At 65.1% G+C, this 18776-nt stretch carries 18 protein-coding genes; 13 read left to right on the plus strand and 5 right to left on the minus strand.

Annotated elements, in window-relative coordinates; genetic code table 11:
• The first annotated feature begins 93 nt into the window (after positions 1 to 93).
• Positions 94 to 987: a LysR substrate-binding domain-containing protein gene (locus CH274_RS11930; RefSeq protein ID WP_032396712.1), complete on the plus strand. Its 894-nt coding sequence runs from the start codon at positions 94 to 96 to the stop codon at positions 985 to 987.
• A 176-nt stretch (positions 988 to 1163) separates the two neighbouring features.
• Here CH274_RS11930 and CH274_RS11935 read toward each other — a convergent pair whose 3' ends face one another.
• Both CH274_RS11935 and CH274_RS11940 read right to left on the minus strand, forming a co-directional pair.
• Positions 1164 to 1559, minus strand: coding sequence for a universal stress protein (locus CH274_RS11935; RefSeq protein WP_032396713.1), 396 nt, complete (start codon positions 1557 to 1559; stop codon positions 1164 to 1166).
• On the minus strand, positions 1556 to 2551 hold the full coding sequence (locus tag CH274_RS11940; protein WP_179275711.1) for a 2-hydroxyacid dehydrogenase: 996 nt from the start codon (positions 2549 to 2551) through the stop codon (positions 1556 to 1558). Before CH274_RS11940 ends, CH274_RS11935 begins: the two co-directional genes overlap by 4 nt.
• 339 nt (positions 2552 to 2890) lie before the next feature.
• Here CH274_RS11940 and CH274_RS11945 point away from each other — a divergent pair, with 339 nt between their 5' ends.
• Genes CH274_RS11945 through CH274_RS11975 form a run of 7 tightly spaced genes read left to right on the plus strand, consistent with a single transcriptional unit; the run spans position 2891 to position 10256 of the window.
• Positions 2891 to 4468, plus strand: coding sequence for an ABC transporter substrate-binding protein (locus CH274_RS11945; RefSeq protein ID WP_094657589.1), 1578 nt, complete (start codon positions 2891 to 2893; stop codon positions 4466 to 4468).
• A 1-nt stretch (position 4469) separates the two neighbouring features.
• Positions 4470 to 5399, plus strand: a complete 930-nt coding sequence (locus CH274_RS11950) for an ABC transporter permease (protein WP_032396714.1) — start codon at positions 4470 to 4472, stop codon at positions 5397 to 5399.
• Between the two features lie 9 nt (positions 5400 to 5408).
• Positions 5409 to 6395: an ABC transporter permease gene (locus tag CH274_RS11955; protein WP_032396715.1), complete on the plus strand. Its 987-nt coding sequence runs from the start codon at positions 5409 to 5411 to the stop codon at positions 6393 to 6395.
• Positions 6392 to 7411, plus strand: coding sequence for an ABC transporter ATP-binding protein (locus CH274_RS11960; protein ID WP_032396716.1), 1020 nt, complete (start codon positions 6392 to 6394; stop codon positions 7409 to 7411). The genes CH274_RS11955 and CH274_RS11960 overlap by 4 nt, the downstream gene beginning before the upstream one ends.
• Positions 7404 to 8399: an ABC transporter ATP-binding protein gene (locus CH274_RS11965; protein ID WP_094657532.1), complete on the plus strand. Its 996-nt coding sequence runs from the start codon at positions 7404 to 7406 to the stop codon at positions 8397 to 8399. The genes CH274_RS11960 and CH274_RS11965 overlap by 8 nt, the downstream gene beginning before the upstream one ends.
• Complete coding sequence (locus CH274_RS11970) at positions 8399 to 9136, plus strand: sulfite exporter TauE/SafE family protein (RefSeq protein ID WP_094630598.1); 738 nt, start codon at positions 8399 to 8401, stop codon at positions 9134 to 9136. The genes CH274_RS11965 and CH274_RS11970 overlap by 1 nt, the downstream gene beginning before the upstream one ends.
• A gap of 46 nt (positions 9137 to 9182) precedes the next feature.
• Complete coding sequence (locus tag CH274_RS11975; protein ID WP_094657533.1) at positions 9183 to 10256, plus strand: SDR family oxidoreductase; 1074 nt, start codon at positions 9183 to 9185, stop codon at positions 10254 to 10256.
• Between the two features lie 41 nt (positions 10257 to 10297).
• Here the strand turns inward: CH274_RS11975 and xylB are convergent, their stop codons facing one another.
• The 3 genes from xylB to CH274_RS11990 form a co-directional block, all read right to left on the minus strand.
• Complete coding sequence (gene xylB / locus CH274_RS11980) at positions 10298 to 11710, minus strand: xylulokinase (protein WP_094657534.1); 1413 nt, start codon at positions 11708 to 11710, stop codon at positions 10298 to 10300.
• Positions 11711 to 11748: 38 nt separating this feature from the next.
• Complete coding sequence (locus CH274_RS11985) at positions 11749 to 13446, minus strand: SulP family inorganic anion transporter (RefSeq protein WP_032396720.1); 1698 nt, start codon at positions 13444 to 13446, stop codon at positions 11749 to 11751.
• 108 nt (positions 13447 to 13554) lie between these two features.
• On the minus strand, positions 13555 to 13899 hold the full coding sequence (locus CH274_RS11990; RefSeq protein WP_032397267.1) for an ArsR/SmtB family transcription factor: 345 nt from the start codon (positions 13897 to 13899) through the stop codon (positions 13555 to 13557).
• 116 nt (positions 13900 to 14015) lie between these two features.
• Here CH274_RS11990 and CH274_RS11995 point away from each other — a divergent pair, with 116 nt between their 5' ends.
• The 5 genes from CH274_RS11995 (at position 14016) to CH274_RS12015 (ending at position 18764) form a co-directional block, all read left to right on the plus strand.
• Complete coding sequence (locus tag CH274_RS11995) at positions 14016 to 14663, plus strand: TetR family transcriptional regulator (protein WP_032396721.1); 648 nt, start codon at positions 14016 to 14018, stop codon at positions 14661 to 14663.
• 148 nt (positions 14664 to 14811) lie between these two features.
• Complete coding sequence (locus tag CH274_RS12000) at positions 14812 to 15969, plus strand: acyl-CoA dehydrogenase (RefSeq protein WP_032396722.1); 1158 nt, start codon at positions 14812 to 14814, stop codon at positions 15967 to 15969.
• Between the two features lie 5 nt (positions 15970 to 15974).
• Complete coding sequence (locus CH274_RS12005) at positions 15975 to 16823, plus strand: 3-hydroxybutyryl-CoA dehydrogenase (protein WP_306436605.1); 849 nt, start codon at positions 15975 to 15977, stop codon at positions 16821 to 16823.
• Between the two features lie 115 nt (positions 16824 to 16938).
• Entirely contained in the window at positions 16939 to 17733 is a 795-nt protein-coding gene (locus CH274_RS12010) for an SDR family NAD(P)-dependent oxidoreductase (protein WP_045197389.1), read from the plus strand.
• Between the two features lie 137 nt (positions 17734 to 17870).
• Positions 17871 to 18764 (plus strand): glucose 1-dehydrogenase, encoded by an 894-nt coding sequence (locus tag CH274_RS12015; protein ID WP_094646413.1) that lies wholly within the window; start codon positions 17871 to 17873, stop codon positions 18762 to 18764.
• Positions 18765 to 18776: the final 12 nt, after the last annotated feature.

The following is an 18776-nucleotide window of genomic DNA, read 5'->3' on the forward strand; positions in this document are numbered from 1 at the left end:
GAAGGTTGTCAATCGTCGGGGTTTCGACGAGGTGCGCTAGATTCATACGAGAAACACGCCGAAACTCCCCAGCGCGATGCAAGGAATGAATGGATGTTCTCGCTCAACAGGCTGTCCTGCTTCATCGCTGTCGCCGAGGAGTTGCACTTCGGCCGGGCTGCCGAGCGGCTGCACATGACACAACCGCCGCTGAGCAGGCAGATTCAACAGCTCGAGAGCGAAGTGGGAGTGCAGCTCATCGACCGCACGAGCCGGTCGGTCACCCTGACCGCCGCGGGCCTGGCGTTCCTTCCCGAGGCTCGACGCATCCTCGACCTCGCCGAGGGCGCATTGCTGACGGTGCGACGTGTGCCCACCGGAGACTTGGGGACCGTGGTCGTCGGATTCACCGGCGCATCGGCGCACGCGGTGCTGCCGCAGTTGCTCGACGCCGCACGCGACAAACTTCCCGACGTGAAACTTGTCCTGCGCGAGATGGTCTCGTCGGTGCAGATGGAATCCTTGGCCGTCGGCGATCTGGATCTCGGATTGGCCAGGCCACCACTCAAGCGGCCGGGTATCGCATCGCGGCCGGTGCTGCACGAGTCGTTGATCGCCGCCATGCCCCACGACCACCCTCTTGCCGAGAAGGCCGAACTGACGGTGGAGGACTTCGACGAGCAGCCGATCATCATGTACTCACCCGTCGATGCGCGGTACTTCCACGAACTGCTGATCAGCACGTTCACCATCGTCGGCGTCACCCCGCGCTACGTGCAGTACGTGACCCAGGTCCACACCATGCTGGTCCTCGTCCGCTCGGGCATCGGATTGGCACTGGTGCCGGAGTCCGCGTCGACCATGCGTCCGAAAGGTGTTGTGTTTCGGCCGGTTCGGACCGTCAAGGAACGGCCTGTCGAGCTCGACGCAGCCTGGCGGCCGGACAACGACAACCCGGCGTTGCACCGTTTCATGACCGATGTGCTGCCGACGCGGGAGTGGTCGTGATGCGCCGCTGATCGAGTTGCCGAGCGTGCCCGAAACCGCAAGTGAGCGCCCTTTTCACCGACTGCGCGCCCCCGATCAGGTCATAGCGGGGGCGCGCAGTCGATAAAAGCGGTGTGAGGTCCCCGTTTGCGTGATCGATGTGATTCGACACGGCAGGACCCGCCGATGACGCGCACTCAGCGCGGCAACCCCACCGGCGGCTTGACGGCCGTCACCGGGCAGTGTGCCTCGAGCAGTACACGCTGAGAGATGCTGCCCATGAACAATTTTCCGACGGGTGATCGACGCCGGATGCCGATGACGACGAGCTGAGCCTGCTCGTCGAACGAGAGGTCGATCAGATTGTCGGCATGCGAGCGGCCTGCTTCGTTGTCGTGGATCTTCGTCGTGACACCGAGCGCCGACGCCTCCTCGCGAGCCGATTCGACGGTGGCAGCGAAGTCCGCCTCCCCTGCGCTGTCGTTCTCGGCCACGATGAGCAAGTCCGTTTCGCGCATGAGTGCCTCACGAAACGCGAAGGGCAGTGCGCCTTTTCCTTCGGTGGTCGGCGAGTAGCCGACGACGACGGTCATCGTGTCACCGGAGTGACGAGGGTGCCGTCGGCCAGGAAGCGATCGAGGTTCTCGAGCGTGAGCGCTTCCATCGCGGCGCGGGTCTCCACCGTTGCGCTACCCACGTGCGGCAGCAGCACCACGTTGTCCATCGCCACCAGAGCGTCGGGCACGTTCGGTTCGTGGGCAAAGACGTCCAGGCCGGCACCGGCGAGCTGCCCCGCTGCAAGCAACTCGATCAGCGCTTCCTCGTCGACGACGCTTCCGCGCGCCACGTTGATCAAATAACCCTGCGGCCCCAGCGCTTCGAGCACAGCTCGGTCGACCAGATGCGCAGTTCCCGAGCCGCCGGACGCGGCGATGATCAGCACGTCGACGTTCTCTGCGAGCGCTCTCGGGCCGGCAGCGTAGACATACGGCGAACCGTCGATCTCGTTACGATTGTGGTACGAGATCTCGCAGCGAAACCCTCTGAGCCGATCGGCAATTGCCGAACCGATGCGGCCGAGTCCGATGATTCCGACGCGCGTGCCGGTGACCTGACGCGTCAGTGGCGTGTTGCCCTCGGCGGGCCAGCGGCCGGCACGCACGAATCGCTCGGCGGACGAGAGCCCGCGCACGGTATCGATCAGCAAGCCGACAGCCAGGTCCGCCACGCAATCGGTCAGCACGTCGGGGGTGTTGCTCACGCTGATTCCGCGTTCGGCTGCGGCGTCGACGTCGGTGGTGTCGTAGCCGACACCGAAGTTGACGACGGCTCCGAGCTGGGGCAACCGGTCCATCAGCGCAGCATCGACTCCGGTCCGGCCGGAGGTGACGACCGCGGTGATCGAACTGCCGTGTGCGGCCAGAAAGTCCTCGCGCTCGCCGCCCTCTGGAAGAACCAGCGCGTCGTACTCGGAAACCAAGGTGTCCATCAACGACGGTTTGAGTGGTCCCACTCGGAGCACTCGACCGCCCTGTTGCGAATCCTTCTGCGACACAGAGGTTTTCTCTGAGCTGACGGTGACCATTGTTCTCCTCGCGAGATGGTGGAACGTGCGCGTTTCCTGTACGGTATGCCGCTTCTCGGATACCTGTCCAACACGGAAATAACATGGACCGATACCCAAACGGCATGAACGACCCATTGCCGATGCCGCCTCGACCACCCCGACCTGCATCGGGCCTGGTCAGTCGCCCATGCCTGTGACCCAAACCCCATCGAAGCGTCCGGTGTGACCCACGAAACTGCTCGAAAACCGGTTTTCGTCCGGTTGACGATGAAGATCGCACGCTCCTACCGTGTGTCTACCGTCACAGATTCGGCTGCGACATGCAGACGCGGATCCTTTTTCCCACTGGAGGCCACCATGAGCCCTGCACTCTTCGTGCAGCAGGGACGGAACCATCGCGTCATCGCATCAGCCGTTGGCGCACTGTCACTTTCATTGATCGTGAGCGGCTGCACCGTCGCCAACTCCAACAACGGTGGAGCCGCTCGCGCCGACACCCTGCGCATCGTTCTGCCGCAGGAACCGCCGACCCTCGAGGCGTGCGATGTCTCGCTCACGTCGGTCGGGGTCGTCACCCGCTCGAACATCACCGAGCCCCTCATGGAACGCAACCCCAGCACCGGCGATCTCGAGCCCAAGCTCGCCGACTCGTGGGAACAGACCTCCGACACGGAGTGGACGTTCACGATCCACCCCGGCGTGACCTTCAGCGACGGCAGTCCCTTCGAAGCCGAGGACGCCGCGTTCTCCATCGACCGCACCGTCAATTCGGAACTGGGCTGCAACGTCGAAGGTTATGTGTTCGGTGACGCGAACCTGGTGGTGAACGCAGTCGATCCGATGACACTGACTGTGCAGTCCCCGGAACCCGACCCCATCCTGCCGCTACGTCTGTCGTTCGTCGAGATGGTCCCGCGCACAGCCAGCTACACCGAGCGCGTGCGTGAACCGATCGGAACGGGACCGTTCGCGATCGAACGCTGGGACTACGGCCAGAAGCTCTCGCTCGTTCGCAACGAGACCTACTGGGGTCCGAAGCCCGAATACGCCAGGGCCGAATATCAATGGCGCAGCGAGGGAAGCGTCCGCGCCTCGATGGTGACCAACGGCGAGGCCGAGATCGCAACATCGGTCGGCCCGGAGGACGGGGCAGGTGACCTGGGAGTCGCTTACCCCAACAACGAGACCACGGCGCTCCGCATCCAGGCAGCGCAACCGCCGCTGGACGACATGCGGGTGCGGCAGGCGATCAACTACGCGATCAACCGCGGCGGCATCGTCAAAGCACTGTTCCGCGGACTCGGCTCGCCTGCAGCACAACTCATCTCCGAGGGCGTCGTGGGATTCAACGAGGACTTGACGCCGTGGCCCTACGACATGGACCGGGCCCGCACGCTGATCGACGAGGCCCGCGCCGACGGCGTACCCGTGGACACCGAGATTCGACTCATCGGGCGCACCGGACAGTTCCCCAAGATCAACGAAACAGTCGAGGTGATCCAGAACTCGCTGTCCAAGATCGGCATGAACGTCAAGATCGAAATGATGGACGCCGCCGGCACTGCCGAATATCAGGAACGCCCGTTTCCGGACGTCGGGCCCTACCTGCTGGTCATTCAGCACGGTAACCAGGCCGGCGACTCGGCCTTCACCGTCGACCAGTACTTCACCAGCGACGGATTCCAGAGCGCCTACGGCACAGCGAAATTCGACAAAGAGATCGCCGCGGCGGGCGCACTGACCGGAGAGGACAGGCAGGACGCGTACGCGCAGGTGTTCGCCGACGAACCGAAAAACATCATGCAGATGGCCTACATCGCGCACATGAACGGTGTGCTCGCCAAGGCGTCCTCGGTCGACTACACCCCCAACTCGGCCACGGTCGACGAAATGCATCTCGCCGCGATGACTCGCGCCGATACCGAGAGGCCCTGACATGTTCAGATTTCTCCGCAGACGGATCTACACCAGCCTCGTTCCGCTGTTCGTCGTCCTGCTCGGCGTGTTCTTCCTCGCTCGGCTCACCGGCGACCCCACCAGCCTGTACCTACCCGAGTCGGCAACTCAGGCCCAGCGCGAGGCGTTCCGCGCCACCAACGGCTTCGATCAGCCGGTGCTGACGCAGCTGCTGGACTACTTCAAGGGCGTCGTGCAACTCGACTTCGGGCAGTCGCTCCGTACCGGCGAGGACGCGTCGGCGATGGCACTGCGCGCATTCCCGGCGACACTGCAGCTGGCGTTCGCGACGATGTTCCTCGCGATCCTCGGCGCCGTGATCATCGGCTGCTGGGCCGCGTACCGGCCCAACTCGCTGGCCGATCGCATCTCGAGCCTGCTGTCGATGACCGCAGCCAGCATTCCCGATTTCTGGTTCGCCATCATGGGCGTCTACGTCTTCGCCATCCTGTTCGGCTGGCTGCCCACCTCCGGTGTCGACAACGGAATGCTCTCCTGGATACTGCCGATCGCGACTCTGCTCATTCGTCCCCTCGGAGTCCTCACCCAGGTGGTGCGCGGCGCAATGGTCTCGGCACTGTCGGCACCGTACGTGCGACTCGCGAGAAGCAAAGGGGCAGGCGATCTCCGGGTCGTCACCCACCACGCCCTGCGTAACGCAGCCGCACCGGCGCTCACGGTCGCAGGCGACCTGATGGTGGGTCTCGTCAACGGAGCGGTGGTCGTCGAGGCCATCTTCGGCTGGCCGGGCATCGGAAAACTGATGATCGACGCCATCCTGCAGCGCGACTTCGCAGTTCTCCAGGCGGCCGTGCTGTTGACGGCGGTGTCCATCTTCGTGCTCAACATCGTCATCGACGCCTGCTATGCACTGCTCGACGCCCGGGTTCGCGACAAGGTGAAGGTCTAGGAGAAACTGATGTCACTCGACTTCGAAGCACCGAAAACGTCCGAGCCCGAGGATGTTCCACCCCAGAGTCCGGTGGAAGCCCGCAAGGCGTCGGCCCCGCTGTGGAAGCTGCTGCTACGCGACAGGGTCGCCACCGTGGCCGCCGCGATCCTGGTGCTGGTCTTCCTCACCGCGGTCTTCGGTCCGATGCTGGTCGGCGACTCGGCGACCGATCAGGACCTCGACCGCTCCAACCTGCCACCGTTCACCCTCGACACCGGGTGGATGAACATCCTCGGCACCGATCCACTGGGCCGCAGCATGCTCGCCCGGTTGATCGTGGCCAGTAGAACCACACTCTCGGTTGCCGTTCCGGCCGTCATCCTCTCGGCGATCATCGGCTCGTTCATCGGTATGTGGGCCGGCTTCCATCGAGGCTGGCGCGAGACCGCAGCGATGCGCGTTGCCGACGTGATCCTGAGCTTCCCGTCCCTGCTGATGGCGGTCGTCGTGCTCTACGTGTTCTCCCCCAGCGCCGCCAACATCGTTCTGGTCCTGACGGTCACCCGCATCCCGATCTACCTGCGCACGGCCCGCGCGGAGTCGGCCGAGCTGCAGAGTCGGTTGTTCGTCGATGCCGCACGAACATTCGGCGCGAAGAGCGGATCGGTGATCAGACGCCACGTGGCCCCCATCCTGCTACCGACCCTGCTCACCGTCGCGACCCTGGACTTCTGCTTCGTCATTCTCGCCGAGTCGTCACTGAGCTTCCTCGGCATCGGCATTCAGCCGCCGGACGTCTCGTGGGGCCTGATGGTCTCGCAGGGCCGCACCTACCTGCAGACCGCGTGGTGGCTCTCGTTCTTCCCCGGTCTGGCCATTGTCCTGACCACCGTCTCGGCCACCGTGCTCGCCGCGTGGGCGCGCATCGCCACCGATCCAGCGCAGCGCTGGCGACTCAATGTGCCCCGCTCCAAGCGATCTCGCCTGCTCCCCGTACGAAAGGTCGTCTCATGAGCGCACCGGCAACCGCACCTCGACGCGCCGATACCGGCAGCGTGGCCCTGGACGTGCGCGGACTGACCGTCGATCTGCGGACCCCGTCCGGCGTCATCCGCGCCGTGGACGACGTCACCTTCACCGCCCGCCGCGGCGAAACCCTGGCCCTGCTGGGTGAATCCGGCTGCGGCAAGTCCATGACGGCACAGGCCATCGTCGGGTTGCTCGAACCGATCGCAGACATCACCGGCGGTTCGGTCGAGATGGGCGAGATCGACCTGGTGACGGCCAAGACCAAGGTGCGACGCACGGTCGCGGCCACCGAACTGGCCATCGTCTTCCAGGACGCACTGACCGCCCTCAATCCGGTCTACACCGTGGGAACCCAACTGGCCGAACCGTTTCGGATCCATCGCGGCATGTCCGGCAAGCAGGCACGAGCGGAGGCCATCGCGCTGATGGCCCGAGTGGGTATCCCCGAGCCCGAATCCCGTGCCGACTCCTATCCCCACCAGTTCTCCGGCGGCATGCGTCAACGCCTGCTGATCGCGATGGCCGTCGCACTGAGTCCGTCGGTACTGCTCGCCGACGAACCGACCACCGCCCTCGACGTGACGGTGCAGGCCCAGATCATGGCGCTGCTCAAGGAACTACGCACCGAACACGACATGGCCGTCGTACTCATCACCCACGATCTCGCCCTGGTGGCCGAGGAGGCCGATCGGGTCGCGATCATGTACGCGGGCAACGTCGTCGAGACCGGACCGGTGTCCGAGGTGTTCGGCGCACCGCGGCACCCGTACACCAAGGGCCTACTGGACTCGGTACCCGTCCACGCAGTCCGCGGTGAGGATCTGAAGTCGATCGGCGGCACCCCACCGGACCTGCACTCCATTCCCGACGGGTGCGTCTATCAGGCCCGCTGCCCGTTGGCCCGCGAGATCTGCATCAGTACTCGTCCCCCGCTCGAATCCGTCGGCAGCGGCCGGATGTCGGCATGCCACTTCCCGAACGAGGTATCCAGCCATGTCTGAGCAACTGTTGACCGTCCGCGGCCTGAACAAGACCTTCGACGTCGGCCGCGGCAAGCTCCGCGCCCTCGACGCCATCGACCTGGACCTGCGACGCGGTGAAACCCTCGGCCTCGTCGGCGAATCCGGCTGCGGCAAGTCCACTCTCGCGCGCACCCTGATGATGCTCGAACGACCCGACTCGGGCACCGTCGCGTTCGACGGCACGGATCCGTTCGCGCTGCGCGGAAAGGAACTGCTCGCGTGGCGTCGGCGGGTACAGATGGTCTTCCAGGACCCGTACGGTTCACTCAACTCGCGAATGACCGCCGGGGACATCATCGGCGAGCCATGGCGAACCCACAAGAGCCTGTACAGGACTCGACGCGACCGCTCCGCGCGCGTACGCGAGCTGCTGCATCTGGTGGGTCTTCGGCCGAGCGACGAGAACCGCTTCCCGCAGGAATTCTCCGGCGGTCAACGCCAACGCCTCGGCATCGCGCGCGCTCTGGCACTGAATCCCGACGTGCTCATCTGCGACGAGCCGGTCTCCGCACTCGACCTTTCGGTACAGGCGCAGGTGCTCAACCTGCTCAACGACCTGCAGAAGCAACTCGGCATCTCGTACGTGTTCATCTCGCACGACCTGTCGGTCGTCCGACACGTCGCCGACCGCGTCGCGGTGATGTACCTCGGCCGCATCGTCGAATCCGGGGCCACCGAAGCAGTGTTCGACCGTCCGGCTCACCCGTACACCGCAGCATTGATGTCGGCGGCACCCACACTCGACGCGTCGACGCGCGGGACGAAGATCCTGCTGAAGGGCGAGGTACCGTCGCCGCTGAACCCGCCGTCGGGATGCCGATTCCGCACGCGCTGCTGGAAGGCGACCGAGTTGTGCGCCAGTGAGGCACCCCCGGTGGCGCTCGACGCCGACGAGGCCGATCACATCGCCGAATGCCATTACCCGCTCGCAGCAGGCAATCTCGGCCTCGTCGCTGCCGGGACGTGATGTCGACGCAGCTGAGCATCACCGGCTTCGTCGTCGTCGCGCTGGCGATCTTTTTCGCATCGGCGATGCAGGCGTCGATCGGATTCGGCATGGGCATGCTCGCCGCGCCGATCGTGGCGATCGTCGACCCCGGCCTCATCCCGGCAACCCTGATCATGCTCGCCGTCGTCGTCAGTGTGCTCGTGCTGGTTCGCGATCGCACCTCCCTCGACCTCTCGGGTGCCGGGTGGGCGCTCGCCGGTCGCCTCCCCGGTTCGGCGGTGGGCGCATTGTTGCTCGTCCTGCTGCCCGAACGCGGACTGGCGATTCTGCTGGCACTGGTGGTGCTGGGCGGTGTCGCACTGACGTCGTTCGGCTGGGTCCCCCTGCCGCACAGACGAAATCTGATGGTGGCCGGGGCCGCGTCGGGAATTCTGGGAACGGCCACCTCCATCGGCGGGCCGCCGATGGCGCTGGTGTGGCAACGCAACACCGGAGCCGAACTGCGCAGCACCATGAGCTGCTTCTTCCTCGTCGGCTCACTCATCTCGCTGGCGGTGCTGGCAGTGGCCGGAGCAGTGGATGTCCACACTGCGACGCTGTTCGTGTTCCTGGCCCCGGCGACTGTTCTCGGCTTTCTGCTGTCGCGGGTGGTCAATCGAGTTCTCGATCGCCGACGCCTGCGGATCGTCGCGATCACTGTCTCCGCCGTCGGGGCGCTCGTGCTCGTCGTTCAACAGGTACTCGCCCTGATGTGAGTGCCGTGTCACGTGTCGCTCCGGTTCCATTGGGTAGACAGCACGGATGACTACGAACAACACGCGCGCGCTGATCGTCGGTGCCACCGGCATTTCCGGGCAGGCCCTGTGCCGCGCCGCACTCGATGCAGGCTGGACCACCTACGGACTGAGCCGCAGCGGCAGTGTCCCCATCGACGGCGTCGTCCCCGTGGCGGCCGATCTGCTCGACCCGGCCTCGCTCGAGGAGGCACTGAAGGACGTCCGCCCCGAGGTCGTGTTCTTCACCGCCTGGATGAAGAAGGACTCGGAGCAGGAGAACATCGAGGTCAACTCGGCAACTCTGCGCAATGTGCTGAACGTGCTCGGCCCCCTCGACTCGGTGAAGCACGTCGCGTTGATGACCGGACTCAAGCACTACCTCGGACCGTTCGACGCCTACGGCGAGTCCGTGATGGCCGAGACCCCGTTCCACGAGACCGAGGATCGACTCGACACCCCCAACTTCTACTACGCGCAGGAGGACGAACTGTTCGCCGGTGCCGAGAAGTTCGGATTCGGCTGGAGTGTGCACCGCGCCCACACCATCTCCGGCTTCGCCGTCGGCAACGCGATGAACATGATGCTGACGCTGTCCGTGTACGCGTCGATCTGCAAGGAACTCGGCGAGAAGTTCGTGTTCCCCGGCTCCGAGACACAGTGGAACGGGCTGACCGACCTCACCGATGCCGACCTGCTCGCCGAGCAGATGGTGTGGGCCGCAACCGACGACAACGGACACAACGAGGCGTTCAACATCGCCAACGGTGACGTCTTCCGCTGGCGCTGGCTGTGGCCGCAGTTCGCCGCGCACTTCGGCGTCGAGCCCGAGGGCTTCGACACCGAGCCGCGCCCCCTCGAACCCCGCATGTCCGACGCGGCCGCCGCGTGGAAGCGCATCGCCGACAAGCACGATCTGGCCGAAAGCGACGTCTCCCGGTTGGCGTCGTGGTGGCACACCGACGGTGACCTCGGCCGCGACATGGAATGCCTGACCGACATGAACAAGTCCAAGAAGGCAGGATTCCTGGGCTTCCGATCCACCCCGGATGCCATCGCCTCGGTGATCCAGCGTTACCGAGATGCGCGCCTGATTCCCTGAGTGCCTGCGGCAGTGGTGCGGTTAAGTGCCCTCTGCGGCACTCAACCGCGCCACTGCGGCTCCGCCGCATACTCGGCGTAGCGCTCCCGCACCGCCGGGGTCGGGTCGGCCTCGTAGGTCTGCGACGGTGCCTGAGCCCAGGTCGGCGGCGCACTGGTACCGGCAAGCGTCCACGCGGCCTGACGCGCGGCACCGTCGGCGACGTATTCACCCGGCTCGGGCACGGTCACCGGAACTCCGAGAATCGCCGGAGCCAATGCCCGCAACGCGGCGGACTTCGCGCCGCCGCCGATGAGTAGCACCCGTTTCGTCTCCACACCCTGCGCACGCAGGTGGTCGATACCGTCGGCCAAACCGCACAGCAGTCCCTCGATTGCCGCGCGCGCCAGGTGGCCGGGCGTCGAATTGTTCAGTCGCAGGCCGTGAATCGCGCCGGATGCATCGGGACGGTTGGGGGTGCGCTCACCCTCGAGGTACGGCACCAACACCAGGCCATCGCTGGTCGTCGACAGCGCCAACCGAGACAGTTCGTCGTGGTCGACGCCCAGTAGACGCGCCGTCGCATCGAGCACCCGGGCAGCGTTGAGGGTGCACACCAACGGCAACTGCCGGCCGGTGGCGTCGGCGAATCCCGCGACCAGACCCGAACCATCTGCTGCCGCAACCGATGTCACGGCCGATACGACACCGGAAGTGCCCACCGAGACCACCACGTCACCGGGCTGGGCATCGAGGGCGAGGGCCGCGGCGGCGTTGTCTCCGGTACCCGGTCCGATCAGTGCACCGCTGCGGAGTCGGCCGATGGTCTCGTTCGGTGCCGCGACCCGCGGAAGCTGCGGGTTGCGCCCACGAAAACCCAACTGCAACAGATCGGTTCGATACTCGTTCGAGGCGGCGGAGAAGTACCCGGTGCCGCTGGCGTCGCCCCGATCCGTGGCCAGGGAATCGAGCCCGGATGCGCCGCCGAGCTGCCAGCTGAGCCAATCGTGCGGAAGACACACGGCCGCAGTGCGATCGGCGTTCTCCGGCTCGTGGTCGGCGAGCCATCGCAGCTTGGCGACGGTGATCGAGGCCAACGGAACCACTCCGACGGCGTCGGCCCACGCCTGCCCGCCGTCGACGCCGGTCTCCTTCCCCAACTCCGACACCAAGTCGGTTGCGGCCTGCGCCGACCGAGTGTCGTTCCACAGCAGAGCGTTACGGACAACAGTTCCCGTCTCGTCGAGACACACCATGCCGTGTTGCTGCGCACCGACCGATACTGCGTCCACATCGTCGAGTCCGCCTGCTGCCGCCACCGCCTCGTCGAGCGCATCCTTCCAGCGCTGCGGGTCGATCTCGGTGCCGTCGGGATGGGAGGCTCGCCCCTGGCGCACCAACTCTCCCGATTCGGCATCACGAACGAATACTTTGCACGATTGGGTGGAGGAGTCGATTCCTGCAACGAGAGCCACGATGAGCGGTCCTTTCCTACGCAAGTGTGACTTGGACCCTACCCGCGGTGTTCGGCTGCCTCGGTCACGACGGTGCGTGCATAGGCGATGGCCTGCGGGGTGGTCTCGAAAACACGGCGCGCCTCGTCGTCCTTGGTGGTGAACACACCAAGCGCAGTCAGCGGTCGCAGGTGTTCGGGTTTGGCCGCGGAGATCAGGACGGTGATGTGGCGGTGTTCGAGTTCGGTGATCGTGTCCTTGAGCACGATGGCTCCGGTGGCATCGATCGTGGTCACTCGTGACATACGCAGGATCACCACTTTCACGTCCGACACGTCGGCGAGCTCGAGCAGAAAGCTGTGCGCGGCTCCGAAGAACAACGCGCCGTCGATTCGGTAGGCGACGATGTGTTCGCGAAGCAGATTGCCTTCTTCCTCCGAGACCGCGTCGAGTGCATCCAGAGGCACCTGCTCCACCGTGGCCGATCGCGCGACCGCGCGCAGTGCGAGCACCGCAGCGAACCCGACGCCGACCGCCACGGCCGTCACCAGGTCGAAGACGACCGTGACGAGAAAGGTCGACGCCATCACCACGGTGTCCCCACGACCGGCGCGGGAAATTGCTCGGATGGAGGCAGTTTCGACCATGCGTACCGTCGTCGCCAGGAGCACCCCGGCCAGAGCCGCGAGTGGAATGTCGGCCACCAATCCCGCGGCGGAGTACATGATCGCGGCGAGAATCACGGCGTGAGTGAGCGCGGCGAGCCTGGTGCGCGCTCCGGATCGGACGTTGACGGCGGTGCGGGCGATGGCACCGGTGGCCGGGATCCCGCCGAACAACGGCGCGGCGATGTTCGCCAGGCCTTGCCCGAACAGTTCACGGTCCGGGTTGTGCCGGGCACCGACGCCCATCGAGTCCGCCGCGGTCGCGGACAGCAGCGATTCCAGGGCCGCCAGCGCTGCGACGGCCAGCGCCGGAGCCAACAACGCCGTCACGTCACCGAGGTGGAAGAAGCTCAGGTTCGGAGCGGACAGCGACGACGGGATGGTGCCGATGCGGGCGATGTCGAGGTCGAACAGTCGGGTGACGACCGTTGCTCCGGCGACCGCGACCAGAGAGAACGGGATCTTCGGAGCCAGTCGGCCTCCGACGAGCATGACGATCGCGACGGTGACGGCCACGGCGGGTGTCAGGACGCTCGCGTGCGAGACGAACGAGCGCACCGCGTCGAACGCCGATTGCCACACCTTCTCACCCTCGGCGTCGGTGATACCGAGGGCCGACGGAACCTGTTGCAGCGCAATGACGACGGCGATGCCTGCGGTGAACCCTTCGATGACGGGTGCCGGCATGTACCGGACGGCTCGACCGACGCCGGCCGCGGCGAGCACGAGCAGGATGACCCCGGCCATCAGCCCGACGGCGAGTACGCCGGTCGGACCGTACTCGGCGACGATCGGGACGAGCACCACCGTCATGGCACCGGTCGGTCCGGACACCTGGAACCGGGATCCGCCGAACACCGCGGCGACGACTCCCGCGATGATCGCCGTGGTCAGGCCGGCCGCGGCCCCCAGCCCGGTACTGACGCCGAAGCCGAGGGCAAGGGGCAGCGCGACCAGGGCCACGATCAGACCCGCCAGCAGATCCGCACCGGGCGCGCGGAAGGCGGGTTTCCACTCGCTCCATCTGGGCAAGAGGGCCGTCAGAGCCCTGGAGGCGTCGGTCTTACGGTCGGATTTCGTCGGTTCGGACATGTGACGCTCTCTGAGAACTCATCGATCCTGGTCCAGTTGATTGCTAAGTTTAGCAAGTAATGAATCAGGTGAACAGCAACGTGAGCCAGACCATCCGAGACCGTCGGGTCAGGTGCGTGCTCCGGACTCGCCCTCCAGCAACTCGGCCTGATTGGCCACCACTCCCGTGAGTATCTCCCGCGCAACGAGCAACAGGTCGGCCACCTTGGGCGACGTCAGCGTGTAGGACACCGACAGGCCTTCCCGAGTGCCTTCGATGAGACCGGCGCGCCGCAGGATGGACAACTGCTGAGACAGATTGGCCGGCTCGATGCCGATTTCCGGAAGCAGCTCGGAGACGGCATGCTCGCGCTCGCTCAGCAACTCCAGTACCCGAATGCGCGCAGGATGCGCCAATGTCTTGAAGAAGTCGGCTTTCATTCTGTACAGCGGCCGGCTCGATTCCGTGGCCATGAAGTCCTCCCGTGGCACCCGCCGCCGCGCAGCAGGCTACTTGCGAACACTAGCAACCAACGCACGGAAGAGAACGTCCTCCCTGCTCGTCCCGAAACTCGGCTACCTTCTCTCCCATGAGCGGAGAACCCGAAGAATCCACCGACTTCAGGCTCACCGTGGCCACCGCGGCCCTCGACCTGTTCTCCGTCAAGGGCTACGAGTCGACGACGGTGGACGACATAGCCGGTGCCGCCGGAATCTCGCGTCGGACATTCTTTCGCCAGTTCCGCGCCAAGGAAGACGTCGTCTTCGCCGACCACGAAATTCTGCTCGAGCAGGCCGGTGCGTTTCTCGAATCGAACGAGGGCGATCCGTGGCGGGCCGTGTGCGATGCAGCGCAGTTGGTGTACGAGCGGTTTTCCGAGTGGCGGGACATGTCGCGCCTGCGTTACCAGGTGGTCCACAAGATCCCCGCTCTGCGTGACCGAGAAATCGTCACCGTGTTTCGCTACGACAGACTCTTCGTCGAATATCTGCAGCGCGTTCTGCCCGATCACCCGCACCTGGAAATCCTGCAGTTCTCGGCCACGGTGACCGCAACGCACAACTACATCCTTCGTCGGATGATTCGCGACGGCCTGCCGACGTCGGTCGAGGATCTGCGTTCGGCACTCGCGCAGGTACGCGCGCAGTTCTCCGGTGAGATCGTCGTCGCGTCGTTCCCCCGAGGCACGTCCGTCACCAAAGTCGTCGACGCGTTGGCCGATCACACAAGCGCCTGATCGATCCGGACCGAATGGCACTGAGTGCCGGATGTCGAAGACCCGGCCTTGATCAGGTCCGTATTCGGTCGTACACTGGGGTAATCCTTGGCACTGAGTGCCCCCTCCGGGCAGTGCTACCCCCGACACACCGAGGAGCGTGGCCGACATGGCCGGAAATCCCGACTTCGATCTGTATCAATCGCCCGAAGAGCACGACGAACTGCGCGCGGCCATTCGGGCCCTCTCGGAGAAGGAGATCGCTCCGTACGCCAAAGAGGTCGACGAGGACTCCCGCTTCCCCGAGGAAGCACTCAAAGCGCTGAACGCCTCGGGCTTCAACGCCATCCACGTTCCCGAGGAATACGACGGCCAGGGTGCCGATTCCGTCGCCGCCTGCATCGTCATCGAAGAGGTCGCCCGCGTCTGCGGCTCGTCCTCACTGATCCCCGCGGTCAACAAGCTCGGCACGATGGGGCTGATCCTCAAGGGCTCCGAGGAACTCAAGAAGCAGGTTCTGCCGTCCCTGGCCGGCGGCGCGATGGCGTCGTACGCCCTGTCCGAGCGCGAAGCGGGATCCGACGCGGCCAGCATGCGCACCCGCGCCAAGGCCGACGGTGACGACTGGATCCTCAACGGCTCCAAGTGTTGGATCACCAACGGCGGCAAGTCCGAGTGGTACACCGTGATGGCCGTGACCGATCCCGACAAGGGTGCCAACGGCATCTCGTCGTTCATCGTGCACAAAGACGACGAGGGATTTGTCGTCGGACCCAAGGAGAAGAAGCTCGGCATCAAGGGCTCACCCACCGCCGAGCTGTACTTCGAGAACTGCAAGATTCCCGGCGATCGCATCATCGGCGAGCCAGGTACCGGCTTCAAGACCGCGCTGGAAACGCTCGACCACACTCGCCCCACCATCGGCGCGCAGGCCGTCGGCCTGGCACAGGGCGCCCTCGACGCAGCCATCGCATACACCAAGGACCGCAAGCAGTTCGGTACCTCGATCTCGAGCTTCCAGGCAGTGCAGTTCATGCTCGCCGACATGGCGATGAAGGTCGAAGCGGCTCGACTGATGGTCTACAGCTCCGCAGCCCGCGCCGAGCGCGGCGAGAAGAACCTCGGGTTCATCTCCGCGGCAGCGAAGTGCTTTGCCTCGGACGTGGCCATGGAGGTCACCACCGACGCCGTGCAGCTCTTCGGCGGTGCCGGTTACACCACCGACTTCCCGGTCGAGCGCATGATGCGCGACGCCAAGATCACCCAGATCTACGAGGGCACCAACCAGATTCAGCGTGTCGTCATGTCGCGGGCGCTGCTCAAATGAGCGACATCGACCTCGTAGGCGTCATCGGCGGCGGCACCATGGGAGCCGGCATCGCCGAGATGTGCGCTCGCTCCGGCAGTTCGGTACTGATTCTGGAGACGAGCCAGGCGACGGCCGACGCCGCCGAAGCCCGCCTCGACAAGTCCTTCGCCCGCGCCGTCAAATCCGGTCGCATCGAAGCCGACGCAGCCGAGAAGGCCCGGGCCGCAATCACGTTGACACTCGACATAAACGACTTCGCCGACCGCGACCTCGTGGTGGAGGCAGCACCGGAGATCGAATCGCTCAAGCTCGATCTGTTCGGCAAGCTCGATTCCATCGTCAAGCCCGAGGGAATCCTGGCGACCAACACCTCGTCGATCCCGGTCATCAAGATGGCCAACGCGACCAAGCGTCCCGACAAGGTCGTCGGAGTGCACTTCTTCAACCCGGTGCCGGTACTGCCGTTGGTCGAGATCGTCGTCAGCCTGCTCACCAGCGAAGAGACAGTGTCCGCGGTGACGGATTACGCGGGCAACACGTTAGGCAAGAAGACGATTCGCGCAGGCGATCGCGCCGGATTCATCGTCAACGCCTTGCTCATCCCGTACATGGTCTCGGCCATCCGCATGCTCGAGTCCGGCTTCGCCAGTGCCGAGGACATCGACGAGGGCATGGTCAACGGTTGTGCACACCCCATGGGCCCGTTGCGCCTGACGGACACCGTCGGCCTCGACGTCACCCTCGCGGTCGCCGAGTCGCTCTACGCGGAATTCCGCGAGCCGCACTACGCTCCGCCGCCGCTGCTGCAGCGCATGGTGGACGCCGGAATGCTGGGTCGCAAGACCGGTAAGGGTTTCTACACGTATTCGTAGTAGGCCCCCGCGTCTGCGTGAATGGTCCATTCACCCCCGTCAGGGCCGGTGAATGGACCATTCACGTCTTCCGAAAGGCGCACACTGGAGTCGTTCCACGACACTGGGAGGCTCCATGAACATCGATCTCGACGGCCGGACCGCATTGATCTCCGGCTCCAGCCAAGGCATCGGTCTGGCCATTGCCACCGAATTGGCCCGCGCAGGTGCACGCGTCGTCCTCAACGGCCGCAGCGCGTCGGCGCTCGATTCGGCCGAGGAACAGTTGCTGAAGGACGTGCCCGGTGCGCGGGTGATCGTCGTGCCTGCCGATCTGGCGACGGCCGACGGAGTGGAGACGCTGGTCGAAAAGGTCCCCGTCGTCGACATTCTGGTGAACAACCTCGGCATCTTCGGAGCCAAACCCGCCCTCGACATCGACGACGACGAATGGCGACGTTATTTCGAGGTCAATGTGCTCTCGGCCATTCGACTCATCCGCACGTATCTGCCTGCGATGACCGAGGCAGGCTGGGGCCGAATTCAGAACATCTGCAGCGATTCCGCGGTCGTCATTCCCGAGGAGATGATCCATTACGGAATGACCAAGACCGCCCTGCTCGCGGTGACCCGTGGATTCGCGAAAGCTGCTGCAGGAACCGGCGTTACGGTCAATTCCGTCATAGTCGGACCCACCCACACCGAGGGTGTCGAGAAGTTCGTCGGCGAACTCGTCGGTGACGAACTGCCCTGGGACGAGGCACAGGCGCAATTCATGAAGGAACACCGGCCCCAATCGCTCATCGGACGCCTGATCGAGCCGAAGGAAATTGGCAACATGATCGTGTATCTGAGCTCGGAACAGGCTTCCGCAACCACAGGTGGCGCACTGCGCGTCGACGGCGGCTACGTCGACTCGATCCTGCCCTGAGACCGGACACGCTCACCCTCCGAACCCTGTCCGGTCGGTCACAGTTTGTGGCCGACCGCATCGGGGCATCCGTCGAGCACACGGAATCGAGCAGAGGTTCCTCACGCAGTACGTTGCACTCGAAGGACGATTCCCCAGTGAGCGATCAGTACACCTTCACCAACCCCGTCACGCAGTACAGTCAGGACGGCTTCCCGGAACAGCACCAGGATCCGCCCGGTCTCGCGACAGATCTTCGGCCCCTCGCCGACCACGGTGAGCAAACGTACCGTGGATCCGGCCGACTGACCGGCCGCAAGGCCCTGATCACCGGTGCCGATTCCGGAATCGGACGTGCAGCAGCGATTGCCGTCGCACGCGAGGGTGCCGACGTGGTGCTCAACTACCTGCCGTCGGAGGAAAAAGACGCGCAGGAAGTTGCGCAGTCGATCCGCGACGCCGGCCGAACCGCGGTCCTGGCACCGGCAGATATCACCGACGAACAGGCCGCGCGCGGAATCGTGCGCACCACCGTCGACGAGCTCGGTGGGCTCGACCTGCTGATCAACGTGGCCGGTAAGCAGCAGTTCGTCGAAGACCTGGCCGACCTGACGTCCGAGCAATTCGATCAGACGTTCAAAACCAACGTCTACGCACTGTTCTGGATCATCCAGGAAGCGGTGCCCCACATGCCCGCCGGCTCCACCATCGTCAACACCAGTTCGATCCAGGCGTACACACCCTCACCCGGTCTGGTGGATTACGCGACCACGAAGATGGCCATCAACACCATCAGCAAGGCGCTCGCGCAGCAGTTGGCACCCAAGGGAATTCGCGTCAATGTCGTTGCGCCGGGACCGTTCTGGACACCACTGCAGGCCGCCGGCGGGCAGCCGACCTCGGCACTGCCGGACTTCGGCAAGGAAACACCGCTGGGACGCGCCGGGCAGCCCGCCGAGATCGCCGGTGCCTACGTCTACCTGTCTTCGGCCGAATCGGGCTACGTCTCCGGCGAGACGTTGAACGTCAACGGTGGCATGCCGACGCCGTAGTCGACAGCCGTT

The organism is Rhodococcus sp. 06-418-5, assembly GCF_002258285.1.
GTDB lineage: Bacteria > Actinomycetota > Actinomycetes > Mycobacteriales > Mycobacteriaceae > Rhodococcoides.